Origin of the sequence: Aestuariivirga sp., from assembly GCF_044239095.1 — a bacterium.
Taxonomy (GTDB): domain Bacteria; phylum Pseudomonadota; class Alphaproteobacteria; order Rhizobiales; family Aestuariivirgaceae; genus Aestuariivirga.
Map to the genome: position 1 here is coordinate 1 of NZ_JBIICB010000077.1, position 15,639 is coordinate 15,639.

The 15,639-nt window shown below is 66.3% G+C and carries 10 protein-coding genes; 2 read left to right on the plus strand and 8 right to left on the minus strand.

What is annotated here, in order from left to right; translation table 11 throughout:
* Together ACILRA_RS09270 and ACILRA_RS09275 are read left to right on the plus strand one after the other, a co-directional pair.
* The coding region (locus tag ACILRA_RS09270; RefSeq protein WP_395661819.1) for a PTS sugar transporter subunit IIA at nucleotides 1-380 on the plus strand (380 nt) is incomplete at its 5' end.
* Between the two features lie 2 nt (nucleotides 381-382).
* Nucleotides 383-667, plus strand: coding sequence for an HPr family phosphocarrier protein (locus ACILRA_RS09275; RefSeq protein ID WP_395661820.1), 285 nt, complete (start codon nucleotides 383-385; stop codon nucleotides 665-667).
* A 23-nt stretch (nucleotides 668-690) separates the two neighbouring features.
* Here ACILRA_RS09275 and ACILRA_RS09280 read toward each other — a convergent pair whose 3' ends face one another.
* The 8 genes from ACILRA_RS09280 to ahcY all read right to left on the minus strand — a co-directional run bounded on the left by ACILRA_RS09280 (nucleotide 691) and on the right by ahcY (nucleotide 15,376).
* Nucleotides 691-2,367 carry a sulfatase-like hydrolase/transferase gene (locus tag ACILRA_RS09280; protein ID WP_395661828.1) on the minus strand — a complete coding sequence of 559 codons (1,677 nt, stop codon included), beginning with the start codon at nucleotides 2,365-2,367 and terminating at the stop codon, nucleotides 691-693.
* Between the two features lie 151 nt (nucleotides 2,368-2,518).
* Nucleotides 2,519-2,839 (minus strand): thioredoxin, encoded by a 321-nt coding sequence (gene trxA, locus ACILRA_RS09285; RefSeq protein ID WP_395661821.1) that lies wholly within the window; start codon nucleotides 2,837-2,839, stop codon nucleotides 2,519-2,521.
* Between the two features lie 75 nt (nucleotides 2,840-2,914).
* Nucleotides 2,915-6,253, minus strand: coding sequence for a double-strand break repair helicase AddA (gene addA, locus ACILRA_RS09290; protein WP_395661822.1), 3,339 nt, complete (start codon nucleotides 6,251-6,253; stop codon nucleotides 2,915-2,917).
* Nucleotides 6,250-9,249 carry a double-strand break repair protein AddB gene (gene addB, locus ACILRA_RS09295; protein WP_395661823.1) on the minus strand — a complete coding sequence of 1,000 codons (3,000 nt, stop codon included), beginning with the start codon at nucleotides 9,247-9,249 and terminating at the stop codon, nucleotides 6,250-6,252. Before addB ends, addA begins: the two co-directional genes overlap by 4 nt.
* A gap of 3 nt (nucleotides 9,250-9,252) precedes the next feature.
* Nucleotides 9,253-9,969: a nucleotidyltransferase family protein gene (locus tag ACILRA_RS09300; RefSeq protein WP_395661824.1), complete on the minus strand. Its 717-nt coding sequence runs from the start codon at nucleotides 9,967-9,969 to the stop codon at nucleotides 9,253-9,255.
* Nucleotides 9,966-11,477: a tRNA (adenosine(37)-N6)-threonylcarbamoyltransferase complex ATPase subunit type 1 TsaE gene (gene tsaE, locus ACILRA_RS09305; RefSeq protein WP_395661825.1), complete on the minus strand. Its 1,512-nt coding sequence runs from the start codon at nucleotides 11,475-11,477 to the stop codon at nucleotides 9,966-9,968. Before tsaE ends, ACILRA_RS09300 begins: the two co-directional genes overlap by 4 nt.
* Nucleotides 11,478-11,482: 5 nt before the next feature.
* A complete protein-coding gene (locus ACILRA_RS09310) occupies nucleotides 11,483-13,867 on the minus strand; it encodes an ATP-binding protein (RefSeq protein ID WP_395661826.1) in 2,385 nt (794 codons plus the stop codon).
* A gap of 99 nt (nucleotides 13,868-13,966) precedes the next feature.
* A complete protein-coding gene (ahcY, locus tag ACILRA_RS09315; protein WP_395661827.1) occupies nucleotides 13,967-15,376 on the minus strand; it encodes an adenosylhomocysteinase in 1,410 nt (469 codons plus the stop codon).
* Nucleotides 15,377-15,639 lie beyond the last annotated feature (263 nt).

A 15,639-nucleotide genomic window follows, 5' to 3' on the forward strand; every position in this document is an offset into this window, starting at 1 on the left:
TCACCCATGGCCGCCTGGCGGAGGAGTTCCGCTCGGCGCTGGAGCATGTGGTTGGGCCGCAGGCGGCAATCGAGACGGTGGCGATCGGACCTGACGACCGGATGGAAAACCGCCGCACCGACATTGCTGGCGCCGTGGGCCGGGTCGATAGCGGTTCGGGCGTGATCATCCTCACCGACATGTTCGGCGGCACACCCTCCAACCTCGCCATCTCGCTCCTCGAGATCGGCCGGGTCGAGGTGGTGGCTGGATTGAACCTGCCCATGCTGGTGAAGCTGGCGCGTATCCGCAAGGACTACCCCCTCGACAAGGCCGCGACCGCCGCACAGGATGCGGGACGCAAGTACATCAACGTCGCCAGCCAGATACTGGGAGACTGACGGTGACGGGCACGGCAACGGGTACGGCGAGAGAGCTGGCGATCATCAACCAGCGCGGCCTGCACGCCCGCGCTTCGGCAAAATTCGTCAAGTGCGCGGAGAACTTCAACGCCGACATCACGGTGAGCCGCGACGGCATGTCGGTGCCTGCGACCTCAATCATGGGACTGATGATGCTGGGCGCTGCGATCGGCACCTCGATCTCGGTCGAGGCCCACGGGCCAGAGGCCGAGGAAGCACTCAGGGCACTGTCGGAGCTGGTGGCCAGCAAGTTCGACGAGGAGTGATCTGCGCCGCACCCCGCCTGCGCCTACATGGGTGAGCGCGAAAACAGCTGGTTCTGGATGACGGCCTCAGCGGGCCTCAGCATCGGCGCTTCGGACTGGCGGCACTTTTCGCCCACATGGTTCATGTAGCGGTCCGCGCTGGGCTGGCCGGCCGCATCAAGCAGCAGCGGCGCCATGCAGTAGAGCGGCCGGTTGGCGATGGCACGGGCGAAACCCGGAAGATCCCCGGTGTTGCCCGCAATGAGCACCGGCACCTGCCGGAGGCGCGGGTCCGACTCGGACGTCATGCCAAGCTTCCACTGGTGACGGCGCAGGCCTGGCAGATGGTCGCCGAATATGACGAGCACATAAGGCCTGCCCTTCCGGTCAAGCTCCTGCTTGAAGGCCGCCAGCGACTGGACGGCATTGTCCAGCCTGCGGCGATAGTCGCTGACGCCGTTGTGCCCCTCCTCGTCAGCCTTGTCCTTCACATAGGGGCCGTGCGTCTCGACCGTGACGATATAGTGGAATTGCGGCTTGCTACCGCCGATGGTCTTGAGGACGGACTGATAGAGCCCCTTATCCGTCGGCCAGTCATTCGGCTGGATGACGAGCGACATCTCTTCCATGCTCACGAAGCGCTCGAAGCCGAGCTTCGGGTAAACCTGGTCCCTGAGCCAGAAGCGGCGCGTGAAATTGTGGTAGGCCGTGGCGGCATAGCCGTTTCCGGCAAGCAGCCGGGCCAGGCTGCGCGAGGATTCGGTGATGTACTGCACATAATGCTGGTAGGGGATGATGCCCGCCTGGAAGCTTTTGATCGGGATCGCCGTCAGCACCTCGAACTCCGCATTGGGCGTGGTTCCGCCATAGACGGGCGAGACGGCGGAACTCTCGGTGAAGCCGTGTGGCTTGAGCTGGTCGAGCGGCGAGTGCGGGTCATGCGGGTCGCGCCACCAGGCTTCGCCGAGGATGAGGTAGAGATCGGGAGCCGGGCTCACGGCCGCAGCGGACGGCGCCGGCGCGCCAAGCTGCTCCAGCGCGCGCGACACCTCGGCCTCGCTGAAGGACTTGAGGCGCAGACCGGCGGTTGAGAAATAGAGATGCGTGGCGAGCCCGTTCATGCGCTCGCTTTCGGCCTGGCTGAAGGTGAGGTTCTCGACACCGATCCACCAGGAATTGCCGTGGATCCACTTCGAGACCCCTTCGATGCGGTAGGTGGCGAGAAGGCCCACGCAAAGCAGCGCCACGGGAACGCTCCACCAGCGCAGCCGCAGATTGGCGGCATAGTAGACCGCTGCCGGAATGATGGCGGCGCCGAGCAGCCAGTGATGCCACTCGACATAGTGCAGCAGATGCACCGACTGGCCTGAGAGGAAGACATCACTCACCTGGAAGGGCTCGCCCGTCGACCCGCGCTTGATGGCCGAGAGCGTTCCGATGAACAGCAAGGCGGACGCCAGCATGATTCCTGCCGGGACGAGGCGCGCGGCGGAGGCAAAGACACCCAGCATCACCATCGGCACCACCATGCGGGTGAACCAGAAATGCCAGAGATCGCGGCCTTCGAGGTAGACGGGTGTCCAGCGGCCGAGCCAGGCATGGACGGCGAGGAGGATCACATAGACCAAGAGCAGCTGAAGGGCCACGCGGGCGGCCCGCCTTGCCCACTGCGCACCACGCGCGGCCTTGCCCGGATTGGGCACGGCCTCCGCATTCACCATTGTCAATTACACATCCTCACGCCGGGCGCTTCGCCACGCCCAAAGGCGCCCCCTATGCCGCTGGTCTCATGGCAAGATCAAGGCGGAATGCAAAACGCAGAATGGCCGCCCGGCAAGCGAGCGGCCATTGCTGGGAAACCTTAAAAGCGGATCAGATCGACTGCTCGATCCAGGCCTGAAGCTGGTTCTTGGGCGCAGCACCGACCTTGGTGGCCGCCACCTGTCCGCCCTTGAAGACCATGAGCGTGGGGATGCCGCGCACGCCATAGCGCGACGGGGTGGTGGGGTTCTCGTCAATGTTGATCTTTACGATCTTGGCCTTGGGGCCGAGGCTTGCGGCGATCTCCTCGAGCGCCGGGCCGATCATCTTGCAGGGGCCGCACCACTCGGCCCAGAAATCCACCACGACGGGCGTGTCGGACTGGAGAACGTCCTTTTCGAAGGAAGTGTCAGACACCTTATGGGTGGCCATGGGAACCTCTTGAAAGCTGTGGCGGGAGCCGCCGTTGCGCTGGAATGCGGAAGGTAGGAGCCCGATCCCCCGCGGTCAAGGCCGGGGCGGACGCAGGCCGGCCATGCGATCGAGGAGCGTGCCGGGGATATGCATCAGCTTCGGCGTCTCCGTCCAGACCAGGCAGAAGCTCAGCGGCCGGCCCGGCTCCACGAGGCGCAGGGCGTCCCGGTAGGCTGCGAGCTGCATCAGATATTCCGGGTTGCAGGCTTCAGGCGTTTCGGGCACCAGCCGGTCGGTCTTGTAGTCCGCCACGAGGATGCCACCGGGGGTGATCACCAGCCGGTCGAGGCGGCGGCGCTCCATGAGCCCGCCCGCACCCTCGACGATGAGGCAGGCCTCCGAATGGCCTTCGGCAGACAGGATGCCCTCCAGCACCGGATCGGCAATCAGCCGGTTGAGTTGGCCGGCAAGCGCGGGATCGGCCCCCGCGCGCCTCACGGCGGCGGCGATATAGGCCGGGCGCTCCTCCTCCGCCAGATCGGGAAGCTGCTGCAGGATGCGGTGGACCAGGATGCCACGGTCCACCCCCGCCCCGCTCCGCCTGGGGGGCGGCTCAAAGGGAGGTGCCGACGCTTCCTCCACCGCGCGCCCGATCCAGGCGGGCCAGGCGGCAACCGGCGTGGCCGGCTCTTCGGGCGAGGCCAGCGAGCCCTGAACCGGCGCTGCGCCAAGCCGCAAGATGCCGCCGGGCAGCGGCACCATCCGGGCCTCGAGGGCGGCGCGCATCATATTGTACCAGCAATCCGCCATCTGCTCCCGCTTGCCGCTGTAGCCGCAGACGTAGAGTTCATCGCAGGCCCTGGTCATCGCCACATAGAGCAGGCGGCGGTACTCGGCGGTCTCGACATCCTTCTGCGCAGCCTTCAGCGCCTTGACCTGCTTGGCCGCCTTGAGGCCGGGCACGGGCCATAGCGGCACTTTCTCCTGGCCGGTGGCGCCCTCCAGAAAAAGCAGCGGGCCGCTCCGCTTCGATTCATGCCCGCCCGCCGTATCGGGCAGGATGACGATGGGCGCCTCGAGCCCCTTTGCGCCATGCACGGTCATGACGCGCACCTCTCCCACGCCCTGTTCCATGTTGCGCTTGATCTCGATCTCGCCGGCCTGGAACCAGTTGACGAAGCCGGCAAGGGAGGTGCCATGCGCCTCCTCATGATCGAGCGCACGGTCGAGCAGTGCGTCGATCGCGTCATTGGCTTCAGAGCCGAGCCGCGACACGAAGCGCAACCGCGCATCCGCCAGCACGCCCGAGAGGAATTCGAAGGGCCGCGCCGCCGGCGCCTGGCTGACGAGGGGGCGGAGCATCCGCACGGCATCGCGGAAGGGCAGTGCATCCTGCCGCGCAAGGCTTTCCCACAGCGAGAGAGCGCCGCGTCCGGCTGCTGCCTGCAGCAACTCCTCCTCGCTCAAGGGCCGCGCCAAAATCGGGCTCTTCAGCAGGCAGGCCAGCGCATGGTCATCCTCCGGCATCAGGGCGAACTGGGCGAGCGCCATCAGGTCGAGCACTGCGATGTTCTCCCCGAGCTTCAGCCGGTCCGCGCCCGCCACCGGCACGTGCTCATTCCACAGCGCGCGGATCATCGCATCGAAGAAGCTGTTACGGTTCTTGACCAGAATCAGGATGTCGCCGGGCTGGACCGTGCGGCCGCGCGCCGGCAGCATGCGGTTTCCGATCCACCCCTTGATGCTGCGCGCAAGTTCCTTAGCCAGCCTGCGCCGCGGCGAGCCCGCGGGCTCACGGTCAACCGGCGCCTGCCAGGGATTGCGGTCCTCGTCCTCGTCCCATTCATGAAGCGGCCAGACCTCGACCGTTCCCTGCGCGTCGCGGCGGTTCGCCTCGTGGTGCCAGTCGCGCCGCACGGTGCCATCAAGCCCGGTGCGGGCCTCGGTCTCCGGCGCAAAGACAAGATCGACAGCCTCGAGGATCTCAGGCGCCGAGCGGAAGGAAACGCTGAAATCGACCGCGCGGAGTTCCTGGCCCGCACCCTCGACCTGGCCCCGGACGTCTTCCAGCACGCGCTCGAAGACGTTGGGGTCAGCACCCTGGAAGGAATAGATCGACTGCTTGCGGTCTCCGACGACAAAGAGTGTCCGGGGTTTGCGGCCGTGGCGGCCTTCGCCGGCGAAGAACTCATCCGTCAGTGAACGGATGATATCCCACTGCATCGGGCTCGTGTCCTGCGCCTCGTCCACCAGAAGATGCTCGATGCCGCCATCCAGCTTGTAGAGCACCCAGGCCGCATCGGGCCTGTCGCGCAGCAATTCGCCCGTCCGGGTGATGAGGTCGTCAAAATCATAGGCGCCTCGGCTGCGCTTGGCCTTTTCGAACGCTTCGATGATGGCGCTGCCGAGGCGGAGCAGCGACTGGGTGGCGGACAGGCATTCGAGATCGCCCAGGCGGCCCAGGGCTTCAACGAGACGAACCTGATCCGGCCTGACGAAAGAATCGATCCAGCTATGATTGCCATGGGTCGTTTTGTTCGCCACCCACGCGCGCGGTTCTGACTTGTCCGTCAGCAGCACCTCGCGAAGCTGCATGAGTGTATCACCTTCGGCGCAAGCCCTGCGGATAGCCTGCGCGGTGGCTTTCTCGTTCTTGCTGCCGCCTTCAAGCAACGCCGCCAGTTCCAGATAGCGCTGCACATCACAAGCAAGACCCGACTGCAGCATCTCCTTCGTCAGGCCCTGCTCGAGACCCAGATAAGTGCGCAGAAGGCTCTCCGCCTGTTGAAATCCGTCTTCGCCATCAAACAGGGCGCGAAGGTTCGAACGCTTGGCGAGGAGCTGGTTGAGAAGCTTGTCGAAATCATCCGCACTGACCCGGTTGGCAATGTCGAGTATCGCCGCGCCCAGTTGCGAGGTGCCACCGGACTTCGCCTCCATGAGCACCATGTTGCGCGCCGCCTGCAGCAGGTTCAGCGACTCGCGGTCATCCAGCATGGTGAAATGCGGCACGACACCCGCCTCGACGGGAAACAGCTGCAGCACGCGTTCGCAAAAGGCGTGAATGGTCTGGATCTTCAGGCCACCCGGCGTCTCGAGCGCGCGGGTGAAGAGCTGGCGGGCACGCTCCAGCAGCGCTGCACCGGCCCGGGGCGCATCAAGCTTCGCCAGCTCCGCGGCGAGAGCTTGGTCGTCCAGCACGATCCATTTGCCCAGCCTTTCGAACAGGCGGTTCGCCATTTCCGCGGCGGCCGCCTTGGTGAAGGTCAGGCACATGATGCGCGAGGGTTCCGTACCCGTGAGCAACAGGCGGATGACGCGGTCGACCAGCACATGGGTCTTGCCGGAACCCGCATTGGCATTGACCCAGGCGGTGGCCGAAGGGTCGGAGGCCCGCAGCTGGGCGCGGCTTGCCTGCATGTTCCGGCTCATACGGCGTCTCCGGAGAGTGACCATTCGCGGAAGCGGGACAAGTGGTCATAGTCGCCCTCGTCGTCCTCCTTCGCCATCCGGACGCGAGGGTAATAGGGCTGCGTCTCCAAGGCATAGGCGGCAAGAAGTTTCACGAGTTGGCCGAGATGCCTTTCGGCCACGTCCATCACGGCGAAATCGAGCGGCGTCACCTTGCCCGCTGGCTCACCGCCGCTAAGATAGACATAGGCGATACTGGAGGTGGTCCTTACCCCCGCCTCCGGAAAGCCGCCGCGCGCGAGGATCGCGGCCTGCAGCGTCAGCTGTGGCGCGAGGCCTGACTCGACCTGCTTACCTGTGGGCACGCTCCCGGTCTTGTAGTCGATGATCCGCGCCGTGCCGTCCGCCATGATGTCGATGCGGTCGGCACGGCAGCTGAGGCGGAAGGGCTCACCGGCAATGGCCAGTTCAATGGCGCCATTGCGCTCGGCCAGCACCCGCTCCACGCCCTCACGCAGGGCCTGTTCCTCATCCGCAAACCACTGCGCGATGCGGCGGAAGCGCGGCCACCAGAAGCTGACGAGCGCGGGGTAATCCGCGATCTGTCCGAAGTGCCGGCTGCCATGGCCTTCGAGCATGCCAGCCACATCTTCTGGAAGCGCCTGCGGGAAGGCGGTGAGGAAATCGCCGATGGCGCCGTGAAAGATGATGCCGCGGCGCGCCGGGTTGGGCTCGGCTGCGATGGGCTTCAGCGGCTCGAGCAAAAGCACATGCCGCGCGTAGATGGCATAGGGGTCGCGGATGAGCTTTTCGATGCGGGTGACGCTCAGCGCCCTGGGCCGCAGCGCGGTGGGCGGCCTTGGCTTCGGCATGCCGGTTGGCGTGACGGCCTGCGGCTCTGAGAGGCTGCGCGCCAGTTGCGGCCAACGGGACGCCGAGAACCGGTCCTTGAGCCCGGCCGCATCGAGGATCATCTGCAGGCGGAGGATCCAGCGCGAAAGCGTTGCAGGCGAATCGCCGATGCGGCGTGACCAGATCAACTTCACGCAAGGGTTGCCGAAGGCCTGCACGAAGTCGTGCGCGGTCTGGCCGATCTGGCTTTCGGGCTGCTTCATGTCCAGCAATTCGCGCATCGGACGGTTGATCCATGGCCCGCAGTCAGCAGGCCCCGGCCAGACGCCCTCGTTGAGGCCGGCGAGCACCGTCACGTCCGCCCGCATCAGCCGCGCCTCGAGCAGGCCAAGGATGGCAAGTGGCGAAGTGTTGCGCCGCTTGCTGCGGACCGGAATCATGTGGAGCCAGTGGCGGATGATGGCCGCCGCGCGCGGCAGGTCGCAGTCGCTGAGCAAGCGTGACTCCTCGCGCAGGAGGCCCAGGGCATCGCGGAGCACCTCGCCGCCCTCGCCGCGCCACAAGGCCTCGCCTGCGATGGCCTCGCAGGCCGCAGACAGGCTATCGAGATGGGCCGCGAGGATCCTGGGCGGGCTGGCCAGAAGCGGCTCCAGCACACGCGCGACCATGCCTGCATGCGCGATGGTCCTCTCCCACTGCTCAGCCGTCACGGCACGCAGCAGGAGATGGGAGGACCGCACCTTCTGCTCCTCGGCCACCATGCGCAGCGCATGGGTGAGGCGGCCGATCTCGGGCGCACCGGTGCCAGCGCGCAGGAGGGCGATCTCGATCAGGCTCGCATGGTGGCGGGCCTCTTCAGGCGCCAGCCCGAAGCGTGCGAGGTCATGGCGCAACAGGGCTGCCAGCGTTCCGGCGGAAAAACCCTGGAGCAGCCCTTCGAGCAGCAGGTTCAGGAGCGAGGCGCCGGCATGGCGCACCAGCGGTTCGCCCGCGGAGTCATCGATGGTGATATTCCAGCGCCCGAGCTCTGCCTTCACGCGGCGGGCGAGCTGGCGGTCGGGGGTGATGAGGCAGCCGGTGCGGCCCGGCGTTTCCAGGCATTCGCGCAGCATGAGGGCGGCCGCCATCGCCTCTTCCTGGAGCGAGCGCGTCTCGACGAGTTCCACATCCGTCATGGCGGCGGCGACCAGCGCGTCGCGGCCCTTCAGGGCCACGTGCCAGAGATGGGCGGTCTCGGCTGGCCGCATGAGTTCTCCTGCAAGCCAGCTTCTTGGGCCCGCGGCCTCGCCGAGCGCCGCCACACTCGCGCGCGCCGTGCCGAGCCTGGCGAGCAGTTGTTTGAGGCCGTGCTGCGGGTGGGTGGGACCCAGCGCCGTCCAGCTTGCCTCATCCATCTCCTGGTCGAGGCCGGGAAGAACGACAGCGCCATTGGGCAACCCGGCGATGGCCTTCAGCAGCTCGCAGGTGGCCGGAATGGACCCGGTGGAGCCCGCCGCGATGAAGGGCCTCTGCGTTTGGGTGAAGGTGAGCCTGCGCGCCTCGCGCCGCAGCATGGCGGAGCGCCGCGCCTGCGGGCCTATGGCCTTCTCGGCCATCAGGCGCTGGGGATATTTCTCCCGTGCGATGGCGAGGAATTCGAGAATGGCCTCGCGGTGGCGGGCCGATTCGAGACTGTAGAGTTCCGGCAGCCTGACGAGGTCAACGTCCTCGGTCTCAATGGCATCGAGAAATTCAGCGAGTGAGGAGGCGAGCCCTCCCACCTGGTGGGGTGCGGCGGCGATCTCCCGGGCAAGCCTGGTGGCGGGGTGTGCCCTTGCCCATTCATCGATCAGCTCCATCAGCAGCAGGTGCTGGCCGGGGGCGGTGAGCGGCGTTCCGAGATCATCGCCGCCCTGCCCGGGCGCCAGGAGATCCTCGTCGATGTCGCCCAGGGGACTGATGCGTGGCAGCAGCACGCCGGTGGAGCCCGTCAGGCGGAAGAAGATTTCTTCCAGTTCACGCACGGCGCGGCGGGTGGGAAGCAGGATCGTCCAGCCACCCAGTGCGAGCCCGCCGGGAGGCTTCGGGTCCGCGCAGGGAAACCCGCCGAGCACGGCGCGGGCGAGTGCCTCGAGAAAGGGCCTGTCTGGCGGGATGGTGAACAACCGCGGAGCGTCAGCGGCCATCTCTCATGCCCCGAGGGCCGCTTCGGCAAGGGGGATCGCCTCAGGCGTTCCGACATGCAGCCAGCGCCCGCGGTGCACGATGCCGAAGAGCCGTCCCGCCGCGATGGCCTTGTCCCAAAGCAGGTTCATCGAGAACTTGCCATCAGGCGCTCCCGCAAACAGGCGTGGCGCAACGAGATAGGCCCCGCTGTAGGCAAGCGGCGTGCCCTCCGGCACGGCCGCGCGCCGCTGGAGGCGCCCTGCGGCGTCACACACGAAATCGCCCGTGCCGTCATAGCCGACGGTGCGGTCGAGCGGGGAGAGCAGCAGCAGGCAATCCATGCGCGCATCGTCCCATGCAGCGCGCAGGCGATCAAGTGCGGGCTCGCCCTCATCGACCCAGAAGCTGTCGCTGTTGATGACGAAGAATGGCGCAGCACCCAGGAGGGGCAAGGCGTGCACGATGCCGCCGCCAGTATCGAGGATCTCTCCGCGCTCGTCCGAGATGACGACACGCGGGGTGGCAGGCTGGCGCGCGGCCCATTCTTCGAGCTGTTCAGGAAGATAGTGGACGTTCACCACCGCGGTGGCGACCTTCGCCGCCCGCAGCCGCTCGAAACCATGCTCGATCAGCGCCTTTCCGGCGACCTCGACCAGGGGCTTGGGCCGGGTGAGCGTCAGGGGCCGCATGCGCTGGCCGAAGCCCGCGGCGAGCACCATGGCGGTTTCGCCCACGCTCATCTTGGCTGTTCGCGTTGCTGCGCGGGAAGGTGCCGGTCGAACCATGCCTTCAGCGCCTGGAGCTCCGGATGCGCCAGGTTGCGCTCGAGATAGCGCGAGACGCGCGGAACGTGGCGAAGGTAGCCGTGCTTGCCATCGCGCTTCGAGAGCCGCGCGAAGATGCCGAGGATCTTGGTGGCGCGCTGGGCGCCCAGCACCGCAAAGGCGGCATCGAACGCCTGCCGGTCGAAGTGCGGGTCGCTGGCCCTCAGGCGGCAATAGTGTTCATGGAGATCGCCGGCCACGGCCGCGTCCACATCGACCCGCGCATCCTGCAGCATGGAGGCGAGGTCATAGGCGGGATGGCCCATGAGGCAGTCCTGCGTGTCGATGATGCCAACGCGCTTCAGGCCCTCGCGCTCAGGCAGCCACAGGAGGTTCGGCGAGTGATAGTCGCGCAACGCCCACACGCGCCGTCCGCCCTGGGTGAGCGGAAGAAGACCGCGCCACAGCGCCTCGAATTCAGCGCGTGCGGCATCGGGAATGTCCGAGCCCACGACATGGGGCCAGAACCATGAGGCCAGGAGATCGGCCTCGATCATCTGCGCCTCGATGTCGTAGGGCGGCACCACATAGACGCCACCGTCGAGCGGCACCTGTTCCGGCCACGTCTGCCGCGCCATGTCTGCCAGGACACCGACGGCTGCGGACATGGGCTCGCGCATGTCCTCCCCCGCGAGCATCATGCGCCCATAGACCTTGCGCCCCAGATCCTCCATCACGGCAAGGCCCGAGCCGAGGTCATGGGCCTCGGCGCGCGGTGCGCTGTAGCCGCGTTCCACCAGCACCTGGTTCACGGCGATCACGGCGCGGATGTCCTCCGCCAGATGGGCGATGGCGCTGTAGGGCTTGCCGTCCCGCACCGGCGGGCCGTCGGGCCGCGCGGGCATGTCCATCAGCACTGCGCCAGCTGCCCCCATGTGCAGCGTCTCGTAACGCCGGAAGGAGGCATCACCTTCCAGAAAGCGGCGCTCGGCGTTGTTCCAGCGCGTCTGCGCGAGGAAGCCGCGGATGGCATCGTTGCGGTCGAGGGCCTGTTCCCAGGCACCCGATGCCGTGATCGCCGCCTCGCGCCAGGAGCCTGCACCCGACAGCTCGATCAGCAAGCGGTCGGCGATCTGCCAGCCCAGCATCTTCTCGGGCCATTCGACAGCCAGCACATGGGTCTCGAGCATCTCCGTGAGGCCCAGCTCGTCCAGCTCCTGGCTGGAGCCGATCCGGTAGAGATCGGCGTGGGCCGCAGGCACGCGGGTTTCATCATAGGTCTGGACGAGGGTGAAGGTCGGGCTCGGCACGTCGAAGCTGGCGCCGCCGGCAAGGGCGCGGATGAAGGCGCGTGCGAAGGTGGACTTGCCGGCGCCCAGTTCGCCCCTGAGCAAAATCGCCATTCCGGGCCGGGCGAACAGCGAGAGTTCAGCGGCAAATTCCTCGAGAGCTGCGGCCGTATCGAAGCGGCGGGTCACATGCATGGTGGTCAGGCCGTCTTCCGGATTTCTGGCACGGTGCTGCCCCGCTGTCCCGCCCCCGGCCCGTCCACCGGGAAGGTGCAGAGAACCGTCGTGCCCTGGTTGATCTTGGAGAGCAGCGAGACCTGCCCTTCGTGAAGTTCGACAAAGCTCTTGACGATGGCAAGGCCAAGGCCCGGCCCCCGGTGGCCGCCCGGAACGGGCCGCGACTGGAAGCGGTCGAAGGCCTGTTTCTGGAACTCGGGCTCGATGCCGCGGCCCGAGTCGGACACCCACAGCTGCAGCATGTTGCGGCTGCGCTTGGCGCCCATGCGGACAGTGGCGCCGGGCTCCGAGAAGCCGATGGCGTTCGAGAGCAGGTTGGTGAGCACCTGCTCGACCCGCTTCGGATCGGCGATGAAGCTCGTGACATCCGCACCCACCTCGATGTTGAGCGTGAGGTCGCGCGCCTCGATGGCGCCCGCCAGCTTCTCGGCCACGGCCTCGAGCAGGTCCGTGATGTCGACGTGCTCGAGCTTCAGCTCCATGGCGCCGGCGTCGATGGCGGTGAGGTCGATGATGGCATCGATGATGGTCTTCAGATCGGCCGAGGACTTGCGGATGTCGCGGACATAGTCCTGCTGCTTGGGCGTCAGGGGGCCTGCGAGGCCGAGCTGCAGGCCCTCTGCGAAGCCGAGGATCGAGGTCAGGGGCGTGCGGATCTCATAGGACACGTTCGACAGGAACATGTTCTTGAGGCGGTCGGCGGCCTCCAGCGCATCTGCCCGGTCGCGCAGCGCGCGCTCCATGCGGGCGGAATCGGAGATATCCGCGAAGGTCAGCAGCGTGTTGCCGTCGGGCAGCGGCACGGCGGTGTATTGCAGCACGCGGTCTGCCGCGTTGATCTTGCCGGTGATGGGCTTGCGCTCCGAATCGAGCCTGGTCACGCTGTAGCGCACCTCATCCCATGCGCCCGGCTCCGGCACGAGCTCACGTCCATGCGACGCAAGTTCCTCGATGTGGGGCTCGGTCTCGAGGAAGGCGGGATCGAGCCGCCAGAAGCGCGCGAAGGCCGGGTTGAACAGCTTGAGGCGCCCATCCGACCCGAGAAGCGCGATGCCCTCCTCGAGGTTGTCGAGCGTCTCGCGCTGGACGCCGATCAACTCGTTGTAGCGGCTTTCGAGCAGCAGCTCCTTGGTGACGTTCTCGTAGAGATAGGTGACGCCGCCGAAGGGATGCTGCTCGCACACCACGTGCAGCGAACGGCCGTCGGGCAGGTACCACCAGTTCTCGCGCATCTCGATCGTGGTGTAGGCGGACAGCTGGCGGGTACGCCATTCGCGGTAGTTCGCCTGTTCGGGAATGCAGCGCTGGCTCCTCAGCCGGTCGAGAATCTCGCCGTCGGTGGGGTGGGTGTCGAGCCAGTCCGGATCGAGCGGCCAGAGGGCGGCATAGGCGGCGTTGTGGAAGCGCAGGCGCTGGTCAGGCCCGAAGATGGCGATTGCGGTGTCGAGCTTGTTCAGCGTGGAGGTGTGCGCCTTGATGTGGCGGTCGAGTTCCTTCTCGGCATGGTCGAGCGCCGTCATGTCGACGGCATAGCCCGCGGTGCCGTCGGGCACGGCCACCTCGAAGATGTCGAGGGCCCGCATCGAGCCGGAGACGACGGCGCGCACCCGGCCGATGCAGCCCGTGGCTGCACTGGCCGCGGCGCGATCGAGTCCGGCGCGGCCGGCAAGTTCGGTTCCGAGAATGACGACGGTATCAGCGTCAGGCGCCTCAACCGATGCGGCATAGGCCCGGTTCACCCAGACCAGCCGCCCGTCGCTGCCGCGCAGCCACACGGGAAGCGGTGCTGCATCAAGCACAGCCCCTAGCCGTTCGGCCTGCCGTCCGAATTTGTGGGCTTCATGGGCAAGTGCTGCGATGTTGCGGCGGTCGCCCGCCAGCGGCCGGAAGCGCAGCGTGGCGAAGCCCCCCGCGGTGCGCCCGTCCGCCTCGAGAAGTTCATCTCCGAGCGTCTTGACCGCGATGTTGAAGGGTGTGCCGTCGTGGCGGAGAATGTCGAGGCATTCAATCAGGGCGCCTGCCGAATCGCGGTCGAGCCATTTTCGGAAATCGGCCACCTCGCCCAGGGCTGAGGGCATGCTGGCCGCACCATGCATCGAACCCACGAGACGGTCCGGCATGTGGTCGCGGCCGCGCCAGATCAGCATCACATGCGCTTCGGCCGCAAGTGCTGATTCGGACTCATCAAGGCGGGTCTCAAGCTCGGCGACGCGGCGCTGCGCGGAAGCCGCTTCGCGCGTCCTGCGGCGCAGGGCGAACACAAGGAGCGCAAAAGCACCAGCAACGGCCAGAACCGCACTGAGGGCGACCCAATCGCCCGCCAAGCTGTTGCCGAAGCCGGCGCCCATGTCTTCTCCGGTCCAAGTGCCGGGATGACGCACGAATCAGCACGTCATCCGCCCCGACTTCCTATAGCCAAAGACACGGTGCGCCGGAATGCAACAATCTCAGTAGCGGTAATATTCCGGCTTGAAGGGGCCCTGCGGCGTGACGCCGATATAGGCGGCCTGGTCGTCCTTCAGGCTGGTGAGCTTCACGCCCAGCTTTTCGAGATGCAGGCGCGCGACCTTTTCATCAAGGTGCTTGGGCAGAACATAGACCTCATTCTTGTACTTGCCGGTGCCGGCGGCCGTAAAGAGCTCGATCTGCGCCAGGGTCTGATTGGTGAAGGAGGCGGACATCACGAAGCTTGGGTGACCCGTGGCGTTGCCCAGGTTCACCAGCCGGCCCTGCGACAGCAGGATGACGCGGGCGCCCGACGGCATGCTGATCATGTCCACCTGCGGCTTGATGTTCGTCCACTTGAAGTTGCGGAGCTCCGAAACCTGGATCTCGTTATCGAAGTGGCCAATGTTGCAGACGATGGCCATGTCCTTCATCTGCTTCATGTGATCGACCGTGATCACATCCTTGTTGCCGGTCGCGGTCACGAAGATGTCGGCAGTCGACACCACATCCTCGATGGTCTGCACGGCGAAGCCGTCCATCGCCGCCTGCAGCGCGCAGATCGGGTCCACCTCGGTGACGATGACGCGCGCGCCCGAGCCTTTCAGCGAGGCGGCAGAGCCCTTGCCCACGTCGCCATAGCCGCAGACCACGGCGACCTTGCCAGCCATCATCACATCCGTGCCACGGCGGATCGCATCGACGAGGGATTCGCGGCAGCCATACTTGTTGTCGAACTTCGACTTGGTGACGCTGTCATTCACGTTGATGGCCGGGAAAGGCAGTTCGCCCTTCTTCTGCAGCTCATAGAGGCGGTGGACACCGGTCGTCGTTTCCTCCGAGACACCCTTGATCGCGGCCTTCACCGTGTCGAACCAGCCCGGCTGCTCCTTGATGCGCTTGGCGATGGCGGCGAAGAGATACTCCTCCTCCTCGCTCTTGGGGTGGGCGATGAGCGTCGGGTCCTTCTCGGCCTTGGAGCCGAGGAGGATATAGAGTGTCGCGTCGCCACCATCATCGAGGATCATGTTGGACGGGCGGCCATCCGGCCAGTCGAAGATCTTGGCGGTGAAGTCCCAGTATTCCTTCAGGTTCTCGCCCTTGAAGGCGAAAACCGGAATGCCGGCGGCGGCGATGGCGGCTGCCGCATGATCCTGCGTCGAGAAGATGTTGCAGGAGGCCCAGCGCACATCGGCGCCAAGCGCCGCCAGCGTCTCGATCAGCACGGCCGTCTGGATCGTCATGTGGAGAGAGCCCGAGATGCGGGCGCCGCGCAGCGGTTGCAGCGCCTTGTATTCGGCCCGCGTCGCCATCAGGCCTGGCATTTCGACCTCGGCCATGTCGATTTCCTTGCGGCCCCAGTCCGCAAGCTTGATGTCGGCAACGTGATAGTCGTGGCGGGTGCTCGTCATGGGCTGTCCTCATCTCCTGGATCGGGCGGTCCTATAGCAGCGGCGGGTGCCCCTGTCCATGCGCACATAAAGAAATCTTTATGTTGTGATGAAGAGGAACTTTCCAGCGCATGGGCCTATATTGTGGCCATGACACACTTGCACCAAACCGGACCCGCCATCGCCTTCGACAACAGCTACGCCCGGCTGCCGGGCGCCATGCATGCGGGCGTTCTGCCGACGCCTGTCGAGGCGCCGAGGCTCATCAAGGTCAACACGCAGCT